The sequence below is a fragment of the Streptomyces sp. NBC_00009 genome, from assembly GCF_045040855.1.
In the GTDB taxonomy this organism is placed as follows: domain Bacteria; phylum Actinomycetota; class Actinomycetes; order Streptomycetales; family Streptomycetaceae; genus Streptomyces; species Streptomyces aureus.
Map to the genome: position 1 here is coordinate 4,904,814 of NZ_CP108312.1, position 24,160 is coordinate 4,928,973.

The following is a 24,160-nucleotide window of genomic DNA, read 5'->3' on the forward strand; positions in this document are numbered from 1 at the left end:
TGCCCCTGACAGCCGGAGTCCCCGGCAGCCGGATCAGCTCACTCCGTCACGAAGCCCTCCTTCACCAGCCAGTCCTTCGCCACGTCGTGCGGGTCCTGGCCGTCGACGTCGACCTTCGCGTTCAGCTCCTGCGCGACCGTGTTGTTGAGCTTCTTCGTGATCGGCTCGATGACGTTCGCCATCGCCGGATACTTCTCCAGGGACTTGGTGTTCATCTCCGGGGCCGCGTTGTAGTTCGGGAAGAAGTGCTTGTCGTCCGCCATCACCTTGAGGTTCATCGCCCTGATGCGGCCGTCGGTCGTGAAGACCTCGCCGAACGTGCACGTGCCCTTCGCGGCCTGCGTGTAGATGATCCCGGTGTCCATCTGCGTGATGTTCGCGGTCGGGATCTTCATGCCGTACGCCTTCTCCATGCCCGGCAGCCCGTCCGCGCGGTTGGCGAACTCGCTTTCCACGCACAGTGTGACGGCCTTGGGGTTCTTCTTGGCGAGCGCGGCCACGTCCGAGAGGGTCTTCGTGCCGTACTTCTTGAAGTTGGTCTCGTTCATGGCCAGCGCGTACGTGTTGTTGAGCGCGGACGGCGGCAGCCAGGTGATGCCGTTCTTGAGGTCGGCGTCGTGGACGGCCTGCCACTGCTTCTGTGGGTCGGGGATGGGGTGGGAGTTGCCCAGGTAAGTGATCCAGGCCGTGCCCGTGTACTCGTACATCCCGTCCGCGTCACCGCTCTTGATGGCCTCGCGGGCGCCGATGGAGCCCTGGATGCCGGTGCGGTCGAGGACCTCGGCGCCGGCCGCCTTGAAGGCGATGCCCATCATGGCGCCGAGGATCAGCTGTTCGGTGAACTCCTTGGACGTGACGGTGATGTCGGCGCCCTTGAGCGGCTCGCCCTGGCCGACCGAGCCCGGCTTCACGTCGTCGACCATCGGGCTGCCACTGGTCAGTCCGCAGCCCGCGAGCAAGGACGCCACGAGGCCCGCTGCCGCCGCCGCACGGTACGTACGCCTCATGACCGCACCTCCAACCCGCGCGGGCGCAAAAGGAGTTCGGCGAGCGACGCCAGCCAGTCCACCATCAGGGCCAGCGCGACCGTCAGGACCGAGCCGAGCACCAGGATCGGCATGCGCTGGGTGGTGATGCCTGTGGTGATGAGGACGCCGAGCCCGCCACCGCCGCCGAACGTGGCGAGGGTCGCCGTGCCGACGTTCAGGACGAGCGCGGTGCGCACGCCCGCGAGGATCAGCGGTACGGCCAGCGGAAGTTCGACCTTGGTGAGGACGCCGACCGGTGACATGCCGATGCCGCGCGCCGATTCGAGGAGTGTCGGGTCGTTCGCCTTCAGGCCCGCGATGGTGTTGGAGAGCACGGGCAGGATCGCGTAGATGATGATGCCGATCAGGGCCGACCGGCGGCCGATGCCCAGCCAGATCACCAGCAGGGCGAGCAGGCCGATCGCGGGGGTGGCCTGGCCCATGTTGGCGAAGGCGAGGGCGACCGGGGTCGCCTTGCGGAACATCTTGCGGGTCAGCAGGATGCCCAGCGGGATCGCGATGATCAGCACGAAGAACGTGGAGACCGCCGTCAGGTAGATGTGCTGCTTGACGAGCTTCCACACCTGACCGCCCACGATGGCGTTCTCGGAGATCGTGTCCAGGGAGGCCTGCTGGAACCAGAGCCAGGTGGCGAGGAGCACCGCCGCGACCGCGGCCGGCAGGAACGTGAGCTTCTGCCAGGTGATCCGGCGCTTCTCGCGGACCGGCGGCGGGGGCGCCTCCTGCTCGGCCTCGCCCTCGTCGCGGAAGGCGACGCCCTTTACCTCGTGCTCGCCCTCGGGACGCTCGCCCAGGGGTGACTTGGGGGTGTTCACGCCTTCGGTCCCCCCTCGCCTTCCTGCTCCTTGTGGGTCTGCTGCGCCCGCAGCTCCTCCAGTTCGTGCTGGTGTTCCACGGCTTCGAGCCGGTCGGCGTCCAGGAGTTCGTGCACGGAGTTCATCAGCGTCTCCATGTCGACGACGCCCTCGTACTCGCCGCGCCGCCCGGTCACCGCGACCCGCCCCGCGTTGTCGATGAGCACCGCTTCGAGCGCGTCGCGCAGGGTCGCGTCCCGGGTCACCGTGTCGTGCACGAGGGTGCCCGCGCGGGCCAGTGACCCCTTGGCGCGCATCAGGTCGCCGCGCCGCAGCCACTTGTAGGGGCGGCGCCGCTTGTCGAGCAGGAGCAGCTCGTTGGTGCCCGCGTCGCGCAGCTTGTCGAAGATGGTCTGGAGGGGGTCGTCGACCTGCACGGTGGGGTAGTCGGTGACCTCCACGTCCCGTACGCGGGTGAGGTTGAGGCGCTTGAGGGCGGCGCCCGCGCCGACGAAGCCGGAAACGAAGTCGTCGACGGGGTTGGTGAGGATGGCCTCGGGGGTGTCGAACTGGGCGATGTGCGAGCGCTCGCGCAGGACCACGATGCGGTCGCCGATCTTGATCGCCTCGTCGAAGTCGTGGGTGACGAACACGATCGTCTTGTGCAGCTCGCGCTGGAGCCGGATCAGCTCGTCCTGGAGGTGGTCGCGGGTGATCGGGTCGACGGCGCCGAACGGCTCGTCCATCAGGAGTACGGGCGGGTCGGCCGCCAACGCCCGTGCCACGCCCACGCGTTGCTGCTGCCCTCCGGAGAGCTGGCGCGGATAGCGGCCGCGGAACTCGCCCGGATCGAGGCCGACCAGATCCAGCATCTCCTCGACGCGTGCCTTGATCTTCGACTTGGACCAGCCGACCATCTTCGGCACGAGGGCGATGTTCTGCGCGACCGTCATGTGCGGGAAGAGGCCCGAGGACTGGATCGCGTAGCCGACCTTGCGGCGGAGCTTCACCGGGTCCATGTCCGTGACGTCCTCGCCGCCGATCCTGATGCGGCCGCTGGTCGGCTCGATGAGCCGGTTGATCATCTTGAGGAGGGTGGTCTTGCCGCCACCCGAGGGTCCTACGAAGATGACGGTCTCGCCCGCCTTGATCTCCAGGCTGACGTTGTCGACGGCCGGGGCGGCGGACCCCGGGTAGCGCTTGGTGAGGTTCTCCAGCTCGATCGTCGCCCCGGTCGTGGAGCCGGGCTGCCCCGCTCCGGGCTCGGCGGTGGCGGTCGCCGTGGCGGCGGACGCGGGGGTCTCGGGCACGGAATCAGACACGGATCCCCCTCGGGATGGTCAGGTGGCCGATGAGGACGTACGCGGCGTCGAAGAGGAGCGCGAGGATGATGATGCCGAGCGTGCCCGAGAGGACCTGGTTGAGCGCGTTCTTGCTGCCCAGGGACGCGATGCCGCGGAAGATCTCGTTACCGAGGCCGGGGCCTGACGCGTAGGCCGCGATGGCGGCGATGCCCATCAGCATCTGGGTGGAGACCCGGATCCCGGTGAGGATCGGCGGCCAGGCCAGCGGCAGCTCCACCTTGGCGAGCCGGGCGATGCGGGACATGCCGATACCCTGCGCCGCGTCGATCAGGGAGGGGTCCACGCCCCGCAGGCCCACGATCGCGTTCCGCACGATGGGCAGCAGCCCGTACAGAGTCAGCGAGATGACGGTCGGCGGGACGCCGAGGCCGACGATCGGGATCAGCAGACCGATCATGGCGAGCGAGGGGATCGTCAGGATGGTCGAGGTCGCCAAGGTGGCGAAGTTGCCCGCCCACTCGCTGCGGTAGGTGAGGACGCCGATGAGGACGCCGGCGAGGGTCGCGACGACCATGCACTGGAAGACGAGGCTGGCCTGCTGGTAGGCATCCGCCAGCAGCTGCTGATGGCGGGTGACGATGTACTCCCAGAAGTTCACGGGCCTCACCTCCTCGCGCCGGGCTGACGTCCGGCCGGCTTCGGCCGGTGGTCCGGGGTTGTCCCCGGGAAGACGCAGCGCCGGCACTCACCTCGTCCGGGCGGACTGTGCGAGCGTCGGGGACGTGCGCGTCAGGAATCTGACGAGGCCTGCTCCACGAGCGGGATGATCCGCAGCGGAACGGGGTTTTCCATGACGATCGCGGTGGAAGCCCGGACGATGCCATCAAAACCCACCACCCGGTCGATCACCCGCTGGAGATCGGCGTTCGAGCGGGCCACGAGGCGGCACAGCATGTCGCCGCTGCCGGTCGTCGTGTGGAGTTCGAGGACCTCGGGGACCGTCGTCAAGTGCGCCCTGACGTCGGGGCCTTGGCCCTGCCGGATCTGGAGCGTGGCGAACGCCGTGACCGGGTAGCCGAGGGCCGCCGGGTCGACCTGAGGTCCGAAGCCGCGGATGACTCCGTTCGACTGAAGCCGGTCGAGGCGCGCCTGCACGGTGCCGCGCGCGACCCCCAGGCGCCGGGACGCCTCCAGGACCCCGATCCGGGGCTCGCGCGCGAGCAGCAGGATCAGCCGCCCGTCCAGATGATCGATCGCCATACGGGCCTCCGTGGTGGTCATCCTGTACAGATCGCTCGCCCATATTGGCGATCCACTGAGCAGATTGACCACCGGAATCACAAACTATTGCGCACCTTGTGGTTCGGAGAGAGCCTCGGGCCATGGCAGCTACTTCTGCGCACACCCAGCCCACCCCCGACACCGCGCGCGAGGCCGACCCCTTCCCGGTGAAGGGAATGGACGCGGTCGTCTTCGCCGTGGGCAACGCCAAACAGGCCGCCCACTACTACTCGACCGCCTTCGGCATGAAGCTCGTGGCCTACTCGGGCCCGGAGAACGGCAGCCGCGAGACGGCCTCCTACGTGCTCACGAACGGCTCCGCCCGCTTCGTGTTCACCTCCGTCATCAAGGTCTCCACCGACTGGGGCCACTTCCTCGCCGACCATGTGGCCGAGCACGGCGACGGCGTCGTCGACCTCGCCATCGAGGTCCCGGACGCCCGCGCCGCGTACGCGTACGCCGTCGAGCACGGCGCCCGCGGCATCACGGAGCCGTACGAGCTCAAGGACGAGCACGGCACGGTCGTGCTCGCCTCGATCGCCACGTACGGCAAGACCCGACACACGCTCGTCGAGCGCACCGGGTACGACGGCCCCTACCTGCCAGGATTCACCGAGGCGTCGCCGATCGTGGAGCCGCCCGCCAAGCGCACCTTCCAGGCCATCGACCACTGCGTCGGCAACGTCGAGCTCGGCAGGATGAACGAGTGGGTCGGCTTCTACAACAAGGTCATGGGCTTCACGAACATGAAGGAGTTCGTGGGCGACGACATCGCGACCGAGTACAGCGCGCTGATGTCGAAGGTCGTCGCGGACGGCACGCTCAAGGTCAAGTTCCCGATCAACGAGCCGGCCATCGCCAAGAAGAAGTCCCAGATCGACGAGTACCTGGAGTTCTACGGCGGTGCCGGCGTCCAGCACATCGCGCTCGCCACGAACGACATCGTCGCGTCCGTACGGACCATGCGCGCCGCGGGCGTCCAGTTCCTGGACACCCCCGACTCGTACTACGACACCCTCGGCGAGTGGGCCGGCGAGACGCGCGTGCCCGTCGAGACGCTGCGCGAGCTGAAGATCCTCGTCGACCGGGACGAGGACGGCTATCTGCTGCAGATCTTCACCAAGCCGGTCCAGGACCGGCCGACCGTCTTCTTCGAGATGATCGAGCGGCACGGCTCGATGGGCTTCGGAAAGGGCAACTTCAAGGCGCTCTTCGAGGCGATCGAGCGCGAGCAGGAGAAGCGCGGCAATCTGTAGGGACCTGCAGATCTCTGGGGGCACTCCGTAGACACACGTCCTAGGCTGGTCCTATGGCCAGGATCAATGACGTGGGCGGCATGACAGGGTTCGGCGCCATCGACACCACCGACGACGCCGAGCCCTTTCACGCGGACTGGGAGGCGCGCGTCTTCGCCCTCCAGCGCGCGCTCCTCGTCAAAGGGGTCTTCAACCTCGACGAGTTCAGGGACGCCATCGAGACGATGCCGCCGGGCGAGTACCTCGCGGCCTCGTACTACGAGCGCTGGTTCCACGCGATCCGCACGCTCCTCGAACGCAAGGGCGTCATCGAGGAAGGGGCGCTGCGCGATGACTGACCGGTTCGCGGCCGGCGCCCACGTCCGCACGTACCCGCACGACCCGCCGCACCACACGCGCCTGCCGCGGTACGCCCGCGGCAAGCTCGGCGTCGTGGTCGAGCCGGAGGGGCGGGCACCGCTCGCCGACGTGCGCGCGCAGGGCCGGGACGACGCCCCCGTCGAGATGATCTACGCGGTCCGGTTCGCGGCACGCGAGCTGTGGGGTGAGGGCGACCACCACGTCGTACTCGACCTGTCGGAGAGCTATCTGAGGGAGGCCGAGTGATGTCCGGTACGCATGAGGACGCGGTGATCTCCCGTCAGGTTCGGCGCCTGGAAAGCCTGTTGGAGGCACAGGGCATCGTCGGGGGCGACACCGTCGACGAGGTCATCGACGGGTTCCTGGCGGGCGCCTCGCCCGTGAACGGCGCGAAGGTCGTGGCCCGCGCGTGGACCGACCCGGCCTACCGCGAGCGGCTCCTCGCCGACGGTACCTCGGCGGTGGGTGAACTGGGCTTCTCCGCCGGGGGAGTTCAGAAGCAGCGGCTGCGCGTCGTCGAGAACACCGCCGACACGCACAACGTCATCGTCTGCACGCTGTGCTCCTGCTATCCCCTGCGCCTGCTCGGGCCCTCGCCCGGCTGGTACAAGAGCGAGGCGTACCGCTCCCGCGTCGTGCGGGACCCGCGCGGCGTCCTCGCCGAGTTCGGCGTGACGCTCCCGGAGTCCGTGGACATCACGGTCTGGGACTCCAGCGCGGAGACGCGGTACATGGTCCTGCCCAGGCGCCCCGCGGGGACGGACCGCCTGAGCGAGGAAGAACTGGCGTCGCTGATCACGCGGAACGGGCTCATCGGGACGGGTGTGCTCTAGGGGGCCGGGGGTCCCGGGGGTCCCGGGTTCCGGGGGTTACGCACCCGGGGGCTTGGGCGTCTGAGGGGCCTGACGGGGCGACGGCTTGGCCGGGGCCGGAGGCTTGGCCGGCGGGGCCGAGGGCTTGGGCGGCGCGACGGGGGCGGTCGGGCGGGCCGCGGGGCTTTGGCTCGCCGGACGCCGGGATTCGGGGCGCTCGGGGGCCGAGCTCCGGGGCGCCGCGTGGGGCCTCGGAGCCGGTGCCGCGTTCGCCCCCGTCCCCCGCGCCTTGTCGGGCCTGCCGGCCGGCGGATCGCCCAGCGCGGCCAGCGCCGCCTTCGCGAGCGGGGCCAGGAGCGGAGAGAACGCCGGGTTGATACGCAGGGCCTCGCCGATGTGCCGACGGGCGGGCCCGTCCAGCTTCAACTCCCTTTCCACTTCCCCCCGGTGGTAGGCGATCAGTGCACTGCGTACGGTGCCCCCGTGCTCCGGGTCCGTCGCGCGCTTCGCGTACGTCAGCGCCTCCTTGTCGTCGCCCGCCTTGTGCAGCGCCCAGCCGAGCGCGTCCGCGGTCTGCACGCTCGGCGCCCGCTTCCACTCGGCCCGCAGTCGGGTCACGGCCGCCCGCGGGTCCCCGTGGTCCGCCTCGAACCGGCCGAGGAGGAGCGAGTCGTCGACCCCGTTCGCCCCGTCCGCGTCCACCCGCTTCCGCAGCAGGCCGTACTGTGCCTTCGCCGCGTCGCCGAACCCGATCGACTCGTACAACTCGCCCAGTTCCAGGGAGTATTCGGGCCGCGGTTGCCTGGTGAGCACGCTCCGGTACGCCTGGACCGCCTCCGTCGTACGGCCCAGCGACGTCAGGGCGCGGCCCTTCCCGGCGAGCGACGCGTAGTGGTCGGGGTCGGCCGCGAGGGCCTGGGCGAAGTAGTTCAGCGCCTCCGTGGGCTCGCCCCGCTCCCACGTCAGCTCGCCCGCCCTGTGCAGATACGCGGCCTGCTCGGACGGCGTCGAGGCGAGCGCCGCCGCGTCGGTCAGCGACGCGAGCGCGTCCTCGCGCCAGCCGCGGTCCCGGTAGACCTGCCCCTCGCGCGCCATCACGGCCGCGCCCGAGCGCAGCCCCGTCAGCGTCTTCAGGGCCCGGTCCACGGCCTTGTAGTCCCCGAGCTGCCCGTAGGCGTCGATGAGCAGCGGATACGTCGTCCACCGCTTCGGCGCCAGCTTCAGAGACGCCTCGCCCCACTTCTTCGCGGCGCGGTAGTCGTGCCGCGCGTCGGCGAGCGCGGCGAGCCCGTTCAGGGCGTCCACGTTCCCGGCGGGCCGCGTCTTCAGCGAGGCCTGCAGGGCGCGCTCCGCCTTCGGGTAGTACGCCGAGTCGGCCGTCCGTAGCCCGCGCTCCACGTAGGCGGCCCCGAGCACCGCCCACGCCCGGTCGTCACGCGGATGGGCCCGCAGATACGACTCGCGCTCTCTGATGAGGGCCGTCAGATCGGGCAGCGACGCGTCGGCCCCCGCGGCCGCCGCGTCCATCGCGCGGCCGGCGGACCCCGCCGCGGGCGGCACGGCCCGCTCCGACGAGGAGGGCAGCACCGGCAGGACGCCGCCGAGCACCACGGTTCCCGCGACGGCGCTGATCATCACGCCCTTCACCAGCGGGGACAGCAGGCGCCCCGGCTCGGGAACAGTGGCCGGAGCCTGCTGTTCCACTTCGATCTCCTCGGTCTTCATGGCGCACACTGTGCGTCAATACGAAGAGCGCATCACGGCAACATCCCGGCAGGTGAAGGCTGCCGCAGACGGGTTCACACCGATGGCCCCGAGTGCGAGGCTGTGATCATGAGCCGCACACTCGTCGAACGACTTCAGGAAGGCCTGCCGGCCGGGGCGGTCCTCACCGACCCCGACGTCACGGCCTCGTACGCGCATGACATGGCCAGCTTCTGCGACGCGGGAGCGCCGGCCGTCGTGGTGCTGCCCCGCACCGTCGAGCAGGTCCAGCACGTGATGCGCACGGCGACGGAGCTGCGCGTCCCCGTCGTCCCGCAGGGCGCCCGCACGGGCCTGTCGGGCGCGGCGAACGCGTCCGACGACTGCATCGTGCTGTCCCTGGTCAAGATGGACCGCATCCTGGAGATCAGCACCGTCGACAGGATCGCGGTCGTCGAGCCGGGCGTCATCAACGCCACGCTCTCCCGCGCCGTCAACGAGAAGGGCCTCTACTACCCGCCGGACCCGTCCAGCTGGGAAATGTGCACCATCGGCGGGAACATCGGCACGGCATCGGGCGGCCTGTGCTGCGTGAAGTACGGGGTGACGGCGGAGTACGTCCTCGGGCTCGACGTCGTCCTCGCCGACGGCCGGCTCCTGTCCACGGGACGCCGCACGGCCAAGGGCGTCGCGGGCTACGACCTCACGCGTCTGTTCGTCGGCTCCGAGGGCAGCCTCGGCATCGTCGTACGGGCGACACTCGCGCTCAAGCCCGAGCCGCCGCAGCAGCTGGTCCTGGCCGCCGAATTCGCCTCCACGGACGCCGCCTGCGACGCGGTCTGCAAGATCATGGAGGGCGGTCACGTCCCGTCGCTGCTCGAACTCATGGACCGTACGACCGTGAAGGCCGTCAACGCGATGGCGAACATGGGGCTCCCCGAGACCACCGAGGCGCTGCTCCTCGCCGCCTTCGACACCCTCGACCCGGCCGCCGACCTCGCCGCCGTCGGCGCCCTGTGCGAGGCCGCGGGCGCGACCCAGGTCGTCCCCGCCGAGGACGCCGCCGAGTCCGAACTCCTGCTCCAGGCCCGGCGCCTCTCGCTCACCGCGCTCGAAGCGGTCAAGGGCACGACGATGATCGACGACGTGTGCGTGCCGCGGTCGAGACTCGCCGAGATGCTCACCGGCGTCGACCGTATCGCCGAGAAGTACGGCCTCACGATCGGCGTCTGCTGCCACGCGGGGGACGGCAACACGCACCCCACCGTCTGCTTCGACGCCCAGGACGCCGACGAGGGCCGGCGGGCCCGCGAGTCCTTCGACGAGATCATGGCGCTCGGTCTCGAACTCGGCGGGACCATCACCGGCGAACACGGCGTCGGCGTACTCAAGAAGGAGTGGCTGGCGCGCGAGCTCGGCCCGGTCGGCATCGAGATGCAGCGCGCCGTCAAGGCGGCCTTCGACCCGCTCGGCCTGCTCAACCCGGGCAAACTCTTCTGACGCCCGCCGCTCCTGGTCGGTCGGCCCGCATCCACCCCCGTGGGACGCGCGCTCACTCACCGTCCTGGGACTCGTCCGAGGGCCACGGGTCGCGCAGCCACAGGTCGTCGACGCGGCCCGAGGTGGGTGCGAGCAGCTCGGCGAGGCCGTCGTCGATGCCGAGCCGCTCGGACTCAGAGCCCGGAGGGACCACCCGCAGCGTCCGCTCCAGCCAGGCGGACACGGCGGCGGCGGGCGCCTCCAGGAGCGCGTCGCCGTCCGGTGAACTCAGCGCCATGAGGACGACGCTGCGGCGGTCGACCTTCGTCGGCCACACGCGCACGTCCCCGTGCCCGCACGGACGGAACACCCCCTCCACGAGCAGCTCGCGCGCGAACGTCCAGTTGACCGGGTGCTCGGAGCCGATGTGAAAGGCGATGTGGACGGCGTACGGGTCGTCGGTCCGGTAGGTGAGCCGGGCAGGGACAGGGATGCTGCGCTCGGGCGACAGGACGAGCCTCAGCTCGAGTTCGCGTTCCACCACGGTGTGCATGTCGTGCGTTTCCTCTCCTCGTACGGGTCGTGCGGGGGCCCGCGAGAGCGGGCCCGTGCAAGGAGAGAGGGCGAAGGGCGCGGAGCATTACGCGAGTTCCGGAAAGTTTTTTCGGCGTCCCCGGAAAGTGGTCCGTACGGGTGGACCCGCCCGGTGGCGGGCGGTGGTCTGATAGATGTGGACCCCCAACAAAACCCCCGAGCAGATACGGGACGACGGACATGAGCGCCCCAACTCCGGCACCCGGCGACGACAGGCCCCGCGACGGGTACTACCCCGACCCGTCCATTCCCGGATATGTCCGGTACTGGAACGGTGCCGCATGGGTGCCCGGCACGAGCCGCCCGGCCCCGTCCGACGGCGAACCCCTCGCGGCCCCCGCCGGGGTGACCCCGGCCCCCGCCCCCGAGCCCGCCCCCACGCCCGCGTCCGTCGAGGAGACCGGCCCGGTCTTCCTCGACGAGGAGCCGGAGCGGTACTCGGACGAGCCGGCCGCACCCGAACCCGCCACGGCCTGGCAGGCGGACGCGTCCCGCCAGACCGGCTTCGGCGGCGAGCAGGACCGCCGCGTGTCCTGGGGCGCCGACCCGCGCGTGCCTGCTCCGCAGCAGCAGCAGCAGCAGGAGGAGCGCGCGGACGGTGCGGTCACGAACCGCCCGGCACAGCCGGAGCCCGCGACGCCGCCCACGGACGGGACCGTCATGTTCCGCCGCCCCACCCCGCCCACGGACCGCCCCGAGGGCACGATGACGATGCGAGCGCTGTCCGCTCGACAGGTGCCGGGCCAGCAAGGGCCTGCGGTACAGGGCCAGCAGGGTCAGGGTCAGCAAGGGCCTGCGGTACAGGGCCAGCAGGGGCAGGGGCAGGGGCAGGGACAGGGACAGGGTCAGCTGGGTCAGCAAGCGCAGGCCCAGCAAGCGCAGGCCCAGCAAGCGCAGGCCCAGCAAGCTCAGCCCCAACAGCCCATCGCCCAGCACCCGCAGGCGGCCCAGCAGCCCGCGCCCCAGCAGGCCGACGCCCAGCCCTGGTCCGGCTCCCAGTCGCAGCCTCAGCCTCAAGCGGGCTTCGCCCCGCAGGGGCCGGCTCAACAGCCCCAGGCCCAGCAGGTGCAGGCCCACCAGGTGCAGGCCCACCAGGCGCACGCCGCACAAGCCGCCCCCCTCCACCCGCACGCACCCCACGCACCCCAGGCCCCCACCCCGGCGCAGCAGCCCCAGGCCGGCCGCCCCGGCGCGGTCCCGCCGCAGGCCGCCGGTGCCGCCTCCGGCACCCCCATGACCTCCGGCCCCGGTGGCGGTTCGCCCTCCTGGGCGCAGCAGGTGCACCAGCTCGCCCAGCCTCAGTCCGCGCAGCCCGCCACAGGCGAACCCGCGGAGCCGGAAGGCCCCGTCACGCCGTGGAAGCCCGTGGCCAACGACCCGTTCCTGGCGGCAGCCCAGGCGCAGGCGTCGGCGCGGCCCGCGGGGCTCGGCAAGCGTCTTGCCGCGCGGCTCATCGACTCGGTGGTGCTCGGCGCAGTCACCGCGGTGGCGGCCGTCCCGCTCGGCACCAAGGCCGTCGACCACATCGACGGGAAGATCGACGCGGCGAAGGCGTCGGGCCGCGAGGCCACGGTCTGGCTGCTGGACGGCACGACGGGCGCCTACCTCGGCATCGTCCTCGCCGTCCTCCTCGTCGCCGGCGTCCTCTACGAGGCCCTGCCGACCGCCAAGTGGGGCCGCACCCTGGGCAAGAAGGTGTGCGGGCTCCAGGTGCGGGACATCGAGGAGCACGAGGCGCCGACGTTCGGCGCGGCGCTGCGGCGCTGGCTGGTGTACAGCGTGACCGGCCTGCTGGCCATCGGCCTCCTCGGCGTGCTGTGGTGCCTGTTCGACCGGCCGTGGCGCCAGTGCTGGCACGACAAGGCGGCCCGTACGTTCGTCGCGGGCTGACCCCAGCCGTTCCGCTCGGCCGTCGCACGGGCGAGCCGTCGTACTCCGGACGGCGGCTCGCCGGATGCGGAATCCGGGGGTTCGCGGTCGACTCGGGCCATGAGCACCGAACCGCCGCCCCCCGGCTCAGGCCAGCCCCCGGAAGACGACCCGTTCAGAAAGCCGCCGCCGTCCCAGGGCGGTGGCTCACCGTACGACGGCCCGCAGGACCCGTACGGGACTCCCCAGAACCCTCAGGACCCCCAGAACCCCCAGGGCCCCCAGAACCCCCCGGGCTCGGGGAATCCGTACGACTCCGCGCCACCCCCGCCCGGCGGCACCCCGCCGCCCCCGTACGGCGGCGGTGGAGGAGACCACCCCTACGGGGGTGACCCGTACGGCGGCGGTCCCTACGAGGGTGACCCGCTGGCCGGGATGCCGCCCCTGGCGGACAGCGGCAAGCGCGTGCTCGCGCGGATCATCGACATCATCCTGGTCAGCATCGTCGTGGGGCTGCTGTCCTGGGCGTTCGGGATCGCCGAGTACCAGACGAACCCCGACAAGATCCAGTACGGCAGGCAGTTCGGCCAGTCCGTCCTCGCCGCGGTCCTCTACATCGGGTACGACACCTTCATGACCGCGCGGACCGGCCAGACCCTGGGCAAGCGGCTGCTCAAGCTGCGCGTGGCGAACCTCAACGACGGTGCCACGCCCAGCGTCCAGACCAACCTGGTGCGCGCCGCGGTCCTGTGGCTGCCGGCGGTGTTCTGCTGCGCCTGCATCTGGACCGCGATCTGCGGCGGCTGGAGCTTCTTCGACAAGCCCTACAAGCAGGGCCTGCACGACAAGGCCGCGAAGACAGTGGTGGTCAGCACCGGCTGAGCAGGAGCGGGGCGGTGCTTCCGGCGGGTCCGTGGGTCACGGGCCCGCCGGTCCGCGTGTGCCGGACGGCGCGACCTCGTACACGGACTCGGCGGCGGCCTGCGGGGCGGCCGCAGAGGGCACGATCGCTCGCTGCACCGGCACCCGCTCCTCCGTCGCAGCGGCAGTCGTCGGCGGGGCGGCGGGCCGCGACTTCGGCAGGGGAACCGTCAGTGCCACGAGGAGACCGAGGCCGAGTGCGGCCAGGGCGATGACCGCGACGCCGAGGCCCGAACTCGTCTGCGACAACAGCAGCATGGCGAGTGTCGAGAAGATCACGGTCGCGGAACCGTAGGCGAGCTGTGCGGCAGTCGGACGCGGCATGGCGTTATCCGTCCTCGGGACAGCGGATGCTTGCTTCACTGGCGTATAGCAGGAGCCATTGGCAGCTGCATATGTAAGGGATGCGGAGCCGGGTCGACTTGGCCGTAGCGCGCCGTCAAATGACTCTAATCCGACGCATGCCCGAGGGGAACGGGCGGTAAGCGTGACCTAACCCACGGTGCCGGTGCACGGGGGGCGCACGGAGTCACCGAGTCCACGAAGTGGACGGTTCGGCGCGCCCGTTGGGGGGAAGTTCGCGTCCGGATATCGGTGTCGCGCCACTGCATAGTGCACTTCGGTTGCCCCAGTCAAGGTCTGTTATTTCTCCTTCACCTCCGGTCAAATAGCGTCACTTGTGATGCGTGGCTGAAACGCCACGGAGGAGGGGAACCACCAAGTGACCACCAAGAGACGGGCGTTGAGATCCGCCGCCGTGCTCGTGACGCTGGCCGCGACCGCGGCTGCCGGACCGGTCCTCGCGACGGGCGCCCAGGCCGACACCCCGGCCGTAGGAAGCTCCACGTCGCACGGCAAAACGTACGGGGGCAAGGGGCACGTCATCGGCGGCCCCTTCAGCCAGCAGATGGAGCAGCAGCGTAAGACCGCGCTGGAGCAGGTGCTTTCCGGGAAGTCGAAGGTCGAGAAGCGTGACGGCTCGCAGGTCGTGAAGCTCGGCAAGGACAAGTACGTCGAGCTGGGCCGGGAGCGGACCGACAAGATCTTCACGATCCTGACGGAGTTCGGCGACAAGGTCGACAACACGACGCTGGTCGACCGCGCCGACGACGACACGCCTGACCTGAAGCCCAAGTACGGCGGTACGCCCGGCCCGCTGCACAACCGGATAGCCGAGCCGGACCGTGCCAAGAACAACAGCACGGCCTGGCAGAAGGACTACAGCAGCAAGCACTTCCAGGATCTGTACTTCGGTACGGGCAAGGGAGTCGACTCGCTGAAGACCTACTACGAGACGACGTCGTCGGGCCGCTACTCGGTCGACGGCGAGGTCTCGGACTGGGTCAAGGTCCCCTACAACGAGGCCCGTTACGGCTCCAACTACTGCGGCGCCGACAACTGCCCGAACGTCGAGGACCTGGTCCGCGACGGCGTGACCGCGTGGGTCGAGCAGCAGAAGGCGGCCGGCAAGTCCGACGCCGACATCAAGGCGGACCTGTCCCAGTACGACCAGTGGGACCGTACCGACCACGACAACGACGGCAACTTCAACGAGCCCGACGGCTACATCGACCACTTCCAGATCGTCCACGCGGGCGAGGACGGGTCGGCCGGCGGCGGCGCGCAGGGCGGCGACTCCCTGTGGGCGCACCGCGGTTACGCCTACGGCCGCGACGACGGCGACACGGGCCCGGCCGGCTTCAAGGCGGGCGGCGCCCCGGTCGGCGACACCGGCATCTGGGTCGGCGACTACACGATGCAGCCGGAGAACGGCGGCCTCGGCGTCTTCGCCCACGAGTACGGCCACGACCTGGGCCTGCCCGACCTGTACGACACCACGTACAGCGGCGAGAACTCGGTCGGCTTCTGGTCCCTGATGTCGGCCGGCTCCTGGCTCGGCACCGGCAAGGACTCCATCGGCGACATGCCGGGCGACATGACCGCCTGGGACAAGCTGCAGCTGGGCTGGCTCAACTACGACAAGGCCAAGGCGGCGACCAAGTCGACGCACACGCTGGGTGTTTCGGCGTACAACACCAAGCGCAAGCAGGCGCTCGTCGTCGAGCTGCCCGAGAAGAAGAACGTCACCACCGACATCGTGAAGCCCACCGAGGGCGCGAAGCAGTGGTGGTCGGACTACGGTGACGACCTCTCCAACACCCTGACGCGCCCGGTCGATCTGACCGGCAAGTCGAAGGCGGCCCTCGAACTCGACGGCTGGTACGACATCGAGAAGGACTACGACTACCTGTACACGCAGGTGTCCACGGACGACGGCGCCAGCTGGAAGACGATCGACGGCACCGCCGACGGCGTCACCATCCCGCGCGACGGCGGCGACAAGCCGGCCCTGACCGGCGTCTCCGGCAAGTTCCAGCACCTGGTGTTCCCGCTGGACGCCTACGCGGGCAAGAAGATCAGCGTCCGCTTCCGCTACAAGACGGACGGCGGCGCCGGCGGCATGGGCTTCACCGCCGACAACCTCACCGTCAAGGCGGACGGCCAGGCGCTGTTCACCGACAACGCCGAGGGTGACGACAACGGCTGGACCGCGCGCGGCTTCTCGCGCGTCGGCGCCTCCGTGACGGGCGACTTCCCGCAGTTCTACCTCGCGGAGAACCGCCAGTACGTCTCCTACGACAAGACCCTCAAGGTCGGTCCGTACAACTTCGGTTGGCGCGACGGCGGTGCGAAGAACGACTGGGTCGAGCACTACTCGTACCGTCCCGGCCTGATGATCTGGCAGTGGGACACCTCGCAGCGCAACAACAACGTCGGCCAGCACCCCGGCAAGGGCCTGATCCTGCCGGTCGACGCCCACGCCAAGCCGCTCAAGTGGGCCGACGGCAAGAACATCACCAACAAGATCCAGCCGTACGACGCCGCGTTCAGCTGGTTCCGGAACCAGGGCTTCTCGCTGCACAGGCTCGGCGTCGAGACCAAGATCCCGGCACAGTCGGGCGTCCCGGTCTTCGACGACCACAAGGGCACGTACTGGTACAAGGAGAACCCGACCGGCAGTGTCCAGACAACTGACACCAACACCCGGATCTCGATCGTCGGGCAGCCGCTCGACGGCTCGTCGATCACGGTGAAGGTGGGCCCCTCGGTGAAGTAGTCCACATCGCCGCAGGTCAGAGCATGATCGGCCGTCGCCCTCTAGCGGGCGACGGCCGATCGTGTTTAGGTGCGTCCTGTGAGTTCCTTATTGACACTACGTCTCACGGGGGTGTGACAGTCATGTCCGCAGGAGGGTTCTGCAAGCTGCCGAACGGCACCGTGGTGGTGGCGCTGACCGTGCCCAGCCCGTCGCCGGACGACGGCGCGGTACGGGTCCTGGTGCACGCGGCGAACCGCGCCCGCGCCCTGACCCGGCTGCGCAACCTGGGCCTGCGGGCGATCTACCTGAGGGGCAACGCGGAGCCCCCCACGCCCGACGAGATCACGGCGGTCCTGCACCACCCGGACGGCCTGCTCTGGCGAGCCGCCCCCCATTGCACGGCGGGCGAGCTCTGGCACCCGATCAGAGCCCTCCTGAGACCGAGACAGCCCGGCCGGGCCGGCTACTCCAGCGCAGCCTCCACCCCGGCACCCAGCCCCTCCGGCGTTTGAGAAGCGGCCTCCACCATCCAGCCCCTCCGGCGTTTGAGGAGCGGGGTCTGGGGCAGAGCCCCAGGACTTCGGGAAGGGGCGGGCTGGGGGAGAAAAAGGCTCAGACGACAGGCTTACCGCTGAGCTCGACCCCGGCGCCCCGCATCTCATCCAGCGCCGCCGCAGTGGTCCCCGCAGCAACCCCCGCCGTCAGATCAAGCAACACCTGAGCACGGAACCCCTCCCGCACCGCATCCAGCGCGGTGGCGCGAACGCAGTGATCCGTAGCGATCCCGACCACATCCACCTCGGTGATCCCCCGAGCCCGGAGCCAGTCCGCCAAGGACACCCCGTTCTCGTCGAGCCCCTCGAACCCGCTGTACGCGGCCGCGTACGCCCCCTTGTCGAAGACGGCGTCGATCGCGCCGGACGCGACGACGGGCGCGAAGTTCGGGTGGAACCCGACGCCCTCCGTGCCTGCCACGCAGTGCGCGGGCCAGGAGTGGACGTAGTCCGGGGACTCGGAGAAGTGGTCACCGGGCGCGATGTGGTGATCGCGGGTGGCCACGACGTGCCGGTACCCGGCGGGCGCCTGCCCGATCAGCTCGGTGACGGCCGCGGCCACATCGGCCCCGCCCGCCACCGCGAGGCTGCCGCCCTCACAGAAGTCGTTCTGCACATCTACGACGATCAAGGCGCGGCGCATAGGAGGTGTCCTTCTGCTGGGAGACTTCGAGCGTAGAGACTCGAAGTGCGTTGCGGGAGAGGGCATTTGACCGTTAAACGGGCGTGTTCACCAGATACTCCGTAGGGATCACCGCTTCCCCGCGCGACAGCTGCGTCGCCGAGAGCGGCAGCCCGCCGAGCGCCTCGATGTGCCGCTCGCGCACCGCGTCCAGCGGCTCGCGCGCGACGACCGTGCCGCCCTTGACCAGCTCGACCAGGAGCTGTCGGTCGACGAGGTCGGCCGGGACGGGACCCGTGCCGAGCACCTCGGCCTCGGCGACCCCCTGTTCGTCGCGTCGCCGCGCGGCCCACTTGCGGCCGCCCACGGATGTCTTCGCGCCCATGGACTTCTTCGCCACGGGCAGCAGCGGCGCCTTCGGATCGGTGGACTCGGCGCGCGCGACGATCTTGTAGACCATCGAGCACGTCGGGTGCCCCGAGCCGGTGACCAGCTGTGTTCCCACTCCGTACGCGTCCACGGGCGCGGCCGCGAGCGAGGCGATGGCGTACTCGTCGAGGTCGGAGGTGACGACGATCTTCGTCTCGGTGGCGCCGAGCTCGTCGAGCTGCCCGCGCACACGGTGCGCGACGAGCAGCAGGTCTCCGGAGTCGATGCGCACGGCGCCGAGCCCGGGCCCGGCGATCTCCACGGCGAGGCGCACGGCCTCCGTGACGTCGTACGTGTCCACGAGCAGGGTCGTGCCCTCGCCGAGGGAGTCGACCTGCGCGCGGAACGCGTCGCGCTCGGTGTCGTGCAGCAGCGTGAAGGCGTGCGCGGACGTGCCGACGGTCGGGATCCCGTACCGGAACCCGGCCGCGAGGTCCGACGTGGTGGCGAAGCCGCCCACATACGCGGCGCGGGAGGCGGCGACGGCGGCCAGCTCGTGCGTGCGGCGCGCGCCCATCTCGATCAGTGGCCGGTCGCCCGCGGCGGAGGCCATGCGGGAGGCGGCGGCGGCGATCGCCGAGTCGTGGTTGAGGATGGAGAGGATCACCGTCTCCAGGAGGACGCACTCCGCGAAGGAGCCCTCGACCCGCAGGATGGGGGAGCCGGGGAAGTACACCTCGCCCTCGGGGTAGCCCCAGATGTCACCGCTGAAGCGGTAGGTGGCCAGCCATTCGAGGGTCCGTTCGTCGACGATGCCGCGCTCGCGCAGGAAGCGCAGTTCGCCGGCGTCGAACCGGAAGTTCTCGACGGCGTCCAGCACCCGGCCGGTGCCTGCCACGACGCCGTAGCGGCGGCCCTCGGGCAGCCTGCGCGTGAAGACCTCGAAGACCGAGCGCCGGTCGGCCGTGCCCGCCTTGAGCGCGGCCTGGAGCATCGTGAGCTCGTAGTGATCGGTGAAGAGCGCTGTCGACGGAACATCCACCGGCAGGCCAAGGTCCGCTGTGTTCATATCCGGGATGCTACCCCCAATTAGCGTCAGTGTGACGATTTCCGTGGCCCATTTGTGCGGTCGCCGCCCCCTAGTGGCAGCATGGGCTGTGTGACGGCTCCTGCACCCCTAGAGATCGAACGCACCGAGTCGGCGGAGGAGACCTTCGCCGTGCCCGAGCCGGACGTTCCCTGGATCACGCTCGTACACAACGACCCGGTCAACCTCATGAGTTACGTGACGTATGTCTTCCAGTCGTACTTCGGGTACTCGAAGGACAAGGCCACCAAACTGATGCTCGACGTGCACCAGAAGGGCCGTGCGGTCGTCTCCACCGGGTCCCGCGAGGAGATGGAACGCGACGTGCAGGCCATGCACGGCTACGGTCTGTGGGCCACCCTTCAGCAGGACCGCAAGTAGCGCACGCAAGCAGCGACGGAGTAGCGACGCACCTGATGCCAGGACACTTCGAACCGATTCCCGGCGGCGGCGCTGCCGTCGCGCTCGACGAGGTCGAGATCTCGATCATCCGCTCCCTCGCGGTCCAGCTCCTGGAGCTGATCGGCCCCGGGCCCGGCGGGGACGCGTCCGACGACCCGCTCGCCGAGCTCTTCGCGGAGGGCCCGAGCGAGCCGCCGTCCGACCCGGTGCTCCAGCGCCTCTTCCCCGACGCCTACGGCGGCCCGGGCAAAGAGGAGGCGACGGTGGACAAGGCGGACGAACAGCGCGCGCACTCCGCCGAGTTCAGGCGCTTCACCGAGAACGACCTGCGGGCCGGCAAGCGCGAGGACGCGCTCGCGGTGATCCGCTCGCTGGACGCGCTGACGTCCGCCGGTGAGGGGGGAGCGGTCCTCAAGCTCTCGCCCGAGGAGTCCCTGCGCTGGATGCGCGCGCTCAACGATCTGCGCCTCGCGATCGGCACCCGCCTCGACATCACCGACGAGGAGGACACGGATCTCCTCTACCGGCTCCCCGACGAGGACCCGCGCAAGCCGATGGTGATGGCGTACCTGTGGCTGGGCGGGCTCCAGGAGACTCTGGTCGAAACCCTTATGCCCTGACCTGTCGGGACATATCGAGCGGACTCCAAGAGTCCGTATGTAAGCGCGTTCGCTCAGCGGTTGCTCAATTCCGGATAACGATCCTGTTACTCGAGCGGTCTTGTATGCCGCACGAGGGGTTTTTTGTCCGGTTTTTCCAGTGGTGTGTGCCACACGCGCCTTTCTCGATCAGTGTTGCCGCCGTGATAAATCTTCACGACCGCCCGACGGACGCCACCCCTGTCCCGTCGGGTGCGCCCCGACCGGCAGACCGCCGGTAGGCACAGCTCCATCCATCCAGGGGCCCAGACCCCGAGGATCGTCACAGTCGATCCGAGCCGCAGCGGCACGGATCGGCATGGAGAAAGGCGCAACACCATGACCTCAGTGCAGGTCGGCAAGCAACACGACGGCAATGAGGCCGTGCAGGCCCCCGGTGAGTCCGGTGAGGGCGAGGGTTACCAGCGCGGACTCGGTGCCCGGCAGATCCAGATGATCGCCATCGGCGGCGCCATCGGGACCGGCCTCTTCCTCGGCGCGGGCAAGGGCATCTCGAAGGCGGGCCCCAGCCTGATCCTCGCGTACGCCATCGCGGGCCTCGTCATCTTCTTCATCATGCGGGCGCTCGGCGAGCTCCTCATGTACCGCCCCGTCTCGGGCTCCTTCTCGGAGTACGCACGTGAGTTCATCGGCCCCTTCGCGGGCTTCGTGACCGGCTGGACGTACTGGCTCTTCTGGGTCGTCACCGGCATCACCGAGGTCACCGCGGCCGCCCAGTACATGAAGTACTGGACCCACGACAGCGTTCCGCAGTGGCTCACCGCCCTCGTCTTCACCCTCATCCTCTACGCCGTGAACCTGATCTCCGTGAAGCTCTTCGGTGAGCTGGAGTTCTGGTTCTCGATGGTGAAGGTCACCGCGATCGTCGGCATGATCCTCATCTGCGCCGGCATCCTCACGATCGGCTTCTCCGACGCGGGCGACACCGCCTCCGTCACGCACCTGTGGTCCGACGGCGGCTTCTTCCCGCACGGCATCGGCTCCACCCTCATGACCCTCCAGATGGTCATGTTCGCGTTCCTTGCCGTCGAGCTGGTCGGCGTCACCGCGGGCGAGTCCAAGGACCCGAAGACCGTCCTGCCCAAGGCCATCAACACCGTGCCGTGGCGCATCGCCGTCTTCTACGTCGGCGCGCTGATCATGATCCTGTCGGTCGTGCCGTGGACGAGCTTCCAGCCGGGCGTCTCCCCGTTCGTCGAGGCCTTCGAGAAGATGGGCCTCGGCGTCGGCGCTGCCATCGTCAACTTCGTCGTCCTGACCGCGGCCCTGTCGTCCTGCAACTCCGGCATGTACTCGACCGGCCGCATGCTGCGTGACCTCGCACTCAACGGCCAGGGCCCGAAGTTCTTCACCAAGCTGACCAAGTCCGGCACGCCCCTCATCGGCACGACGGTCTCCGCCGCGATGATGCTGGTGGGCGTCTGGATCAACTACCAGTGGCCCGGCGAGGCGTTCAACTACGTCGTCTCCTTCGCCACCATCTCCGGCATGTGGGCCTGGATCGTCATCCTGATCTGCCAGATCCGCTACCGCATCAAGGCCGACCGCGGCGAACTGCCCCAGTCCTCCTTCAAGGCCCCCGGCGGCATCATCCCCAGCATCGGCGCGCTCGCCTTCATCGGCATGGTGATCGTGATGATGGGCATCGACAAGGACGCCCGCGTCTCGCTCTACTGCGCGCCGCTGTGGGCCGTCATCCTCGGCATCGCGTATGTCGTCCTGCGCAGCCGCAACCCGCAGAGCGCGGCGTTCGCGAAGCGCAAGCAGTCCGAGCAGTCCACGCAGTCCAAGCAGTCCAAGTAGTCCACGCAGTCCAAGCAGTCCAAGCAGTTCCGGGGCGACCCCCCCGGTCTCAGCATCCGGGCCCTTCCGTACCGCACTCCGGTACGGAAGGGCCCGTCTGTCTATCCTGAGCCCCATGCTGACCCTGACCCAGGCCCTCTACGACCAGATCGTGGCCCACGCGCGCGCCGACCACCCCGACGAGGCGTGCGGCGTCGTCGCGGGACCGGTGGGCACCGGCAGGCCCGAGCGCTTCATCCCGATGCTCAACGCCGCCCGCTCGCCCACGTTCTACGAGTTCGACTCGGGTGACCTGCTGAAGCTGTACCGCGAGATGGACGACCGGGACGAGGAGCCCGTGATCATCTACCACTCGCACACCGCGACCGAGGCCCACCCCTCCCGCACCGACATCACCTACGCGAACGAGCCGGGCGCCCACTACGTCCTCGTCTCCACCGCGGACACCGACGACGCGGGCCCCTTCCAGTTCCGCTCCTTCCGGATCGTCGAGGGCGTCGTGACCGAGGAAGAGGTCGAGGTCACCCCGTAGCAATGGCCCGCAATCGCGGATGTGTCCCAACCTTCGGACGGATATCGACCACATGGTGAGATCACACTCCGGGGTCCCGGCCGGGAATCGATACGATGACCCCATGGTTCTTCACGACGTGAGCGACAAGACGCCGGGCATGCTGCTCGTGGCGCGCCTTCACGTCGACCTGTGCCGCCTCGCCAGCGCCATCTGTACGCGCTGAACCGATTCGCCGTACGGCCGTGAGCCGCGGCGCCGCACCCGCGTACGACGACCCCGTACACCCAGGCATTGCCCCGCGCCGCCGCGCGAACACCAACCTGACTTCCTTCCGACAGGAGCCCTCAGCCATGGCCATCGAGGTCCGCATCCCGACCATCCTCCGCACCTACACCGACGGCCAGAAGTCCGTCGAGGGCAGCGGGGACACTCTCGCCGAGCTCTTCGCCGACCTCGAGACCCGCCACACGGGCATCCAGGCCCGCATCGTGGACGGTGAGCAGCTGCGCCGCTTCGTGAACGTCTACCTGAACGACGAGGACGTCCGCTTCCTCGACGGCATCACCACCAAGCTCGCCGACGGCGACAACGTCACGATCCTGCCGGCCGTGGCCGGCGGCATGGCCTGATCGGGATGCGGTACGACTCCCCGCTCGCCGCGGTCGGCAACACGCCCCTGGTGCGGCTGCCGCGGCTCTCGCCGTCCGAGGACGTACGGATCTGGGCGAAGCTCGAGGACCGCAACCCGACGGGCTCGGTCAAGGACCGCCCCGCGCTCCACATGATCGAGCAGGCCGAGAAGGACGGCCGGCTCACCCCCGGCTGCACCATCCTCGAGCCGACCTCGGGCAACACCGGCATCTCGCTCGCCATGGCGGCCCGCCTCAAGGGCTACCGCATGGTGTGCGTCATGCCGGAGAACACCTCGCAGGAGCGCAGGGACCTGCTCGCGATGTGGGGCGCCGAGATCATCCCGTCGCCCGCGGCGGGCGGCTCCAACACCGCCGTCCGCATGGCCAAGGAACTGAGCGCGCAGCACCCGGCCTGGGTGATGCTCTACCAGTACGGCAACCCGGACAACGCGGGCGCCCACTACGCGACGACCGGCCCCGAGATCCTCGCCGACCTGCCGTCCGTCACCCACTTCGTGGCGGGCCTCGGCACGACGGGCACCCTCATGGGCGTCGGCCGCTACCTGCGCGAACAGAAGCCGGACGTCAAGATCGTCGCCGCGGAGCCGCGCTACGACGACCTGGTCTACGGCCTGCGCAACCTCGACGAGGGCTTCGTCCCCGAGCTGTACGACGCCTCCGTCCTGACCACCCGTTTCTCGGTCGGCTCCGCCGACGCGGTGACCCGCACACGTGAACTCCTCCAGCAGGAGGGCATCTTCGCGGGCGTCTCCACCGGAGCGGCCCTGCACGCGGCGATCGGCGTCGGCCGCAAGGCGGTCGCGGCCGGGGAGTCCGCCGACATCGTCTTCGTGGTCGCCGACGGCGGCTGGAAGTACCTGTCGACCGGCGTCTACACGGCGGCCACGACGGAAGAAGCGATCGAGACGCTGCACGGCCAGCTCTGGGCGTGAGCACGAATCGTAGAAGCGGGGGCCGGGCCGGCAGCAATACGG

At 69.7% G+C, this 24,160-nt stretch carries 26 protein-coding genes; 16 read left to right on the forward strand and 10 right to left on the reverse strand.

The window, feature by feature from the left end:
- Positions 1-38: 38 nt before the first annotated feature.
- The 5 genes from OHA58_RS22120 to OHA58_RS22140 all read right to left on the reverse strand — a co-directional run bounded on the left by OHA58_RS22120 (position 39) and on the right by OHA58_RS22140 (position 4,407).
- Entirely contained in the window at positions 39-1,007 is a 969-nt protein-coding gene (locus tag OHA58_RS22120) for a glycine betaine ABC transporter substrate-binding protein (protein WP_405480840.1), read from the reverse strand.
- On the reverse strand, positions 1,004-1,864 hold the full coding sequence (locus OHA58_RS22125) for an ABC transporter permease (RefSeq protein ID WP_405480842.1): 861 nt from the start codon (positions 1,862-1,864) through the stop codon (positions 1,004-1,006). The genes OHA58_RS22120 and OHA58_RS22125 overlap by 4 nt, the downstream gene beginning before the upstream one ends.
- The gene (locus OHA58_RS22130; protein ID WP_405480843.1) at positions 1,861-3,165 is read right to left on the reverse strand and encodes a betaine/proline/choline family ABC transporter ATP-binding protein; all 1,305 of its coding nucleotides are present in this window, start codon (positions 3,163-3,165) and stop codon (positions 1,861-1,863) included. The genes OHA58_RS22125 and OHA58_RS22130 overlap by 4 nt, the downstream gene beginning before the upstream one ends.
- Entirely contained in the window at positions 3,158-3,805 is a 648-nt protein-coding gene (locus OHA58_RS22135) for an ABC transporter permease (protein WP_405480844.1), read from the reverse strand. The genes OHA58_RS22130 and OHA58_RS22135 overlap by 8 nt, the downstream gene beginning before the upstream one ends.
- Before the next feature lie 131 nt (positions 3,806-3,936).
- Positions 3,937-4,407, reverse strand: a complete 471-nt coding sequence (locus tag OHA58_RS22140) for an Lrp/AsnC family transcriptional regulator (RefSeq protein WP_116512739.1) — start codon at positions 4,405-4,407, stop codon at positions 3,937-3,939.
- A 122-nt stretch (positions 4,408-4,529) separates the two neighbouring features.
- Here OHA58_RS22140 and hppD point away from each other — a divergent pair, with 122 nt between their 5' ends.
- The 4 genes from hppD to nthA are packed head-to-tail and all read left to right on the forward strand — an operon-like array spanning position 4,530 to position 6,877.
- The gene (hppD, locus tag OHA58_RS22145) at positions 4,530-5,684 is read left to right on the forward strand and encodes a 4-hydroxyphenylpyruvate dioxygenase (RefSeq protein WP_405480845.1); all 1,155 of its coding nucleotides are present in this window, start codon (positions 4,530-4,532) and stop codon (positions 5,682-5,684) included.
- A 53-nt stretch (positions 5,685-5,737) separates the two neighbouring features.
- A complete protein-coding gene (locus OHA58_RS22150) occupies positions 5,738-6,022 on the forward strand; it encodes an SH3-like domain-containing protein (protein ID WP_116512741.1) in 285 nt (94 codons plus the stop codon).
- The gene (locus OHA58_RS22155; RefSeq protein WP_264484678.1) at positions 6,015-6,290 is read left to right on the forward strand and encodes a nitrile hydratase subunit beta; all 276 of its coding nucleotides are present in this window, start codon (positions 6,015-6,017) and stop codon (positions 6,288-6,290) included. Before OHA58_RS22150 ends, OHA58_RS22155 begins: the two co-directional genes overlap by 8 nt.
- The gene (nthA, locus tag OHA58_RS22160) at positions 6,290-6,877 is read left to right on the forward strand and encodes a nitrile hydratase subunit alpha (protein WP_405480847.1); all 588 of its coding nucleotides are present in this window, start codon (positions 6,290-6,292) and stop codon (positions 6,875-6,877) included. The genes OHA58_RS22155 and nthA overlap by 1 nt, the downstream gene beginning before the upstream one ends.
- Positions 6,878-6,913: 36 nt before the next feature.
- Here the strand turns inward: nthA and OHA58_RS22165 are convergent, their stop codons facing one another.
- Complete coding sequence (locus OHA58_RS22165) at positions 6,914-8,581, reverse strand: tetratricopeptide repeat protein (protein WP_405480849.1); 1,668 nt, start codon at positions 8,579-8,581, stop codon at positions 6,914-6,916.
- 108 nt (positions 8,582-8,689) lie between these two features.
- On the opposite strand from OHA58_RS22165, the gene OHA58_RS22170 reads away from it, so the two are divergent.
- Positions 8,690-10,060: an FAD-binding oxidoreductase gene (locus OHA58_RS22170; RefSeq protein WP_405480850.1), complete on the forward strand. Its 1,371-nt coding sequence runs from the start codon at positions 8,690-8,692 to the stop codon at positions 10,058-10,060.
- A 52-nt stretch (positions 10,061-10,112) separates the two neighbouring features.
- On the opposite strand, the gene OHA58_RS22175 is transcribed toward OHA58_RS22170, so the two are convergent.
- On the reverse strand, positions 10,113-10,592 hold the full coding sequence (locus OHA58_RS22175; protein WP_405480852.1) for an SsgA family sporulation/cell division regulator: 480 nt from the start codon (positions 10,590-10,592) through the stop codon (positions 10,113-10,115).
- Positions 10,593-10,813: 221 nt separating this feature from the next.
- On the opposite strand from OHA58_RS22175, the gene OHA58_RS22180 reads away from it, so the two are divergent.
- On the forward strand, positions 10,814-12,523 hold the full coding sequence (locus OHA58_RS22180) for an RDD family protein (RefSeq protein ID WP_405480854.1): 1,710 nt from the start codon (positions 10,814-10,816) through the stop codon (positions 12,521-12,523).
- Between the two features lie 99 nt (positions 12,524-12,622).
- On the forward strand, positions 12,623-13,384 hold the full coding sequence (locus OHA58_RS22185) for an RDD family protein (RefSeq protein WP_405480855.1): 762 nt from the start codon (positions 12,623-12,625) through the stop codon (positions 13,382-13,384).
- A gap of 36 nt (positions 13,385-13,420) precedes the next feature.
- Here the strand turns inward: OHA58_RS22185 and OHA58_RS22190 are convergent, their stop codons facing one another.
- Positions 13,421-13,747: a hypothetical protein gene (locus tag OHA58_RS22190; protein ID WP_405480856.1), complete on the reverse strand. Its 327-nt coding sequence runs from the start codon at positions 13,745-13,747 to the stop codon at positions 13,421-13,423.
- Between the two features lie 397 nt (positions 13,748-14,144).
- Here OHA58_RS22190 and OHA58_RS22195 point away from each other — a divergent pair, with 397 nt between their 5' ends.
- Together OHA58_RS22195 and OHA58_RS22200 are read left to right on the forward strand one after the other, a co-directional pair.
- Positions 14,145-16,541, forward strand: coding sequence for an immune inhibitor A domain-containing protein (locus OHA58_RS22195; RefSeq protein ID WP_405480858.1), 2,397 nt, complete (start codon positions 14,145-14,147; stop codon positions 16,539-16,541).
- Positions 16,542-16,663: 122 nt separating this feature from the next.
- The gene (locus tag OHA58_RS22200) at positions 16,664-17,035 is read left to right on the forward strand and encodes a hypothetical protein (protein WP_405480860.1); all 372 of its coding nucleotides are present in this window, start codon (positions 16,664-16,666) and stop codon (positions 17,033-17,035) included.
- 100 nt (positions 17,036-17,135) lie between these two features.
- On the opposite strand, the gene OHA58_RS22205 is transcribed toward OHA58_RS22200, so the two are convergent.
- A complete protein-coding gene (locus tag OHA58_RS22205; RefSeq protein ID WP_405480862.1) occupies positions 17,136-17,720 on the reverse strand; it encodes an isochorismatase family protein in 585 nt (194 codons plus the stop codon).
- A 73-nt stretch (positions 17,721-17,793) separates the two neighbouring features.
- A complete protein-coding gene (locus tag OHA58_RS22210; protein ID WP_405480863.1) occupies positions 17,794-19,137 on the reverse strand; it encodes a nicotinate phosphoribosyltransferase in 1,344 nt (447 codons plus the stop codon).
- Between the two features lie 81 nt (positions 19,138-19,218).
- On the opposite strand from OHA58_RS22210, the gene clpS reads away from it, so the two are divergent.
- The 7 genes from clpS to OHA58_RS22245 all read left to right on the forward strand — a co-directional run bounded on the left by clpS (position 19,219) and on the right by OHA58_RS22245 (position 24,118).
- Positions 19,219-19,536, forward strand: coding sequence for an ATP-dependent Clp protease adapter ClpS (clpS, locus tag OHA58_RS22215; RefSeq protein WP_116512752.1), 318 nt, complete (start codon positions 19,219-19,221; stop codon positions 19,534-19,536).
- Between the two features lie 35 nt (positions 19,537-19,571).
- Complete coding sequence (locus OHA58_RS22220) at positions 19,572-20,177, forward strand: DUF2017 domain-containing protein (RefSeq protein ID WP_405480865.1); 606 nt, start codon at positions 19,572-19,574, stop codon at positions 20,175-20,177.
- A gap of 357 nt (positions 20,178-20,534) precedes the next feature.
- Positions 20,535-22,019 (forward strand): amino acid permease, encoded by a 1,485-nt coding sequence (locus OHA58_RS22225; protein ID WP_405480867.1) that lies wholly within the window; start codon positions 20,535-20,537, stop codon positions 22,017-22,019.
- Positions 22,020-22,134: 115 nt separating this feature from the next.
- Positions 22,135-22,551 carry a Mov34/MPN/PAD-1 family protein gene (locus tag OHA58_RS22230; RefSeq protein ID WP_227294987.1) on the forward strand — a complete coding sequence of 139 codons (417 nt, stop codon included), beginning with the start codon at positions 22,135-22,137 and terminating at the stop codon, positions 22,549-22,551.
- A gap of 103 nt (positions 22,552-22,654) precedes the next feature.
- Positions 22,655-22,756, forward strand: a complete 102-nt coding sequence (locus OHA58_RS22235; RefSeq protein ID WP_405480869.1) for a putative leader peptide — start codon at positions 22,655-22,657, stop codon at positions 22,754-22,756.
- A 127-nt stretch (positions 22,757-22,883) separates the two neighbouring features.
- Positions 22,884-23,162 (forward strand): MoaD/ThiS family protein, encoded by a 279-nt coding sequence (locus OHA58_RS22240; protein ID WP_116512756.1) that lies wholly within the window; start codon positions 22,884-22,886, stop codon positions 23,160-23,162.
- 5 nt (positions 23,163-23,167) lie between these two features.
- Positions 23,168-24,118: a PLP-dependent cysteine synthase family protein gene (locus OHA58_RS22245; protein WP_266670975.1), complete on the forward strand. Its 951-nt coding sequence runs from the start codon at positions 23,168-23,170 to the stop codon at positions 24,116-24,118.
- Positions 24,119-24,160: the final 42 nt, after the last annotated feature.

Excerpts from the sequence above, each read along its gene's own strand:
- OHA58_RS22245 (WP_266670975.1), top strand. The coding sequence starts at position 23,168 with ATGCGGTACGACTCCCCGCTCGCCGCGGTCGGCAACACGCCCCTGGTG.
- OHA58_RS22185 (WP_405480855.1), top strand. The coding sequence starts at position 12,623 with ATGAGCACCGAACCGCCGCCCCCCGGCTCAGGCCAGCCCCCGGAAGAC.
- OHA58_RS22140 (WP_116512739.1), bottom strand. The coding sequence starts at position 4,407 with ATGGCGATCGATCATCTGGACGGGCGGCTGATCCTGCTGCTCGCGCGC.
- nthA (WP_405480847.1), top strand. The coding sequence starts at position 6,290 with ATGTCCGGTACGCATGAGGACGCGGTGATCTCCCGTCAGGTTCGGCGC.
- OHA58_RS22210 (WP_405480863.1), bottom strand. The coding sequence starts at position 19,137 with ATGAACACAGCGGACCTTGGCCTGCCGGTGGATGTTCCGTCGACAGCG.
- OHA58_RS22120 (WP_405480840.1), bottom strand. The coding sequence starts at position 1,007 with ATGAGGCGTACGTACCGTGCGGCGGCGGCAGCGGGCCTCGTGGCGTCC.
- OHA58_RS22150 (WP_116512741.1), top strand. The coding sequence starts at position 5,738 with ATGGCCAGGATCAATGACGTGGGCGGCATGACAGGGTTCGGCGCCATC.
- clpS (WP_116512752.1), top strand. The coding sequence starts at position 19,219 with ATGGGCTGTGTGACGGCTCCTGCACCCCTAGAGATCGAACGCACCGAG.
- OHA58_RS22230 (WP_227294987.1), top strand. The coding sequence starts at position 22,135 with ATGCTGACCCTGACCCAGGCCCTCTACGACCAGATCGTGGCCCACGCG.
- OHA58_RS22165 (WP_405480849.1), bottom strand. The coding sequence starts at position 8,581 with ATGAAGACCGAGGAGATCGAAGTGGAACAGCAGGCTCCGGCCACTGTT.
- OHA58_RS22220 (WP_405480865.1), top strand. The coding sequence starts at position 19,572 with ATGCCAGGACACTTCGAACCGATTCCCGGCGGCGGCGCTGCCGTCGCG.
- OHA58_RS22155 (WP_264484678.1), top strand. The coding sequence starts at position 6,015 with ATGACTGACCGGTTCGCGGCCGGCGCCCACGTCCGCACGTACCCGCAC.
- OHA58_RS22190 (WP_405480856.1), bottom strand. The coding sequence starts at position 13,747 with ATGCCGCGTCCGACTGCCGCACAGCTCGCCTACGGTTCCGCGACCGTG.
- OHA58_RS22200 (WP_405480860.1), top strand. The coding sequence starts at position 16,664 with ATGTCCGCAGGAGGGTTCTGCAAGCTGCCGAACGGCACCGTGGTGGTG.
- OHA58_RS22205 (WP_405480862.1), bottom strand. The coding sequence starts at position 17,720 with ATGCGCCGCGCCTTGATCGTCGTAGATGTGCAGAACGACTTCTGTGAG.
- OHA58_RS22225 (WP_405480867.1), top strand. The coding sequence starts at position 20,535 with ATGACCTCAGTGCAGGTCGGCAAGCAACACGACGGCAATGAGGCCGTG.
- OHA58_RS22170 (WP_405480850.1), top strand. The coding sequence starts at position 8,690 with ATGAGCCGCACACTCGTCGAACGACTTCAGGAAGGCCTGCCGGCCGGG.
- OHA58_RS22180 (WP_405480854.1), top strand. The coding sequence starts at position 10,814 with ATGAGCGCCCCAACTCCGGCACCCGGCGACGACAGGCCCCGCGACGGG.
- OHA58_RS22175 (WP_405480852.1), bottom strand. The coding sequence starts at position 10,592 with ATGCACACCGTGGTGGAACGCGAACTCGAGCTGAGGCTCGTCCTGTCG.
- OHA58_RS22235 (WP_405480869.1), top strand. The coding sequence starts at position 22,655 with ATGGTTCTTCACGACGTGAGCGACAAGACGCCGGGCATGCTGCTCGTG.
- hppD (WP_405480845.1), top strand. The coding sequence starts at position 4,530 with ATGGCAGCTACTTCTGCGCACACCCAGCCCACCCCCGACACCGCGCGC.
- OHA58_RS22240 (WP_116512756.1), top strand. The coding sequence starts at position 22,884 with ATGGCCATCGAGGTCCGCATCCCGACCATCCTCCGCACCTACACCGAC.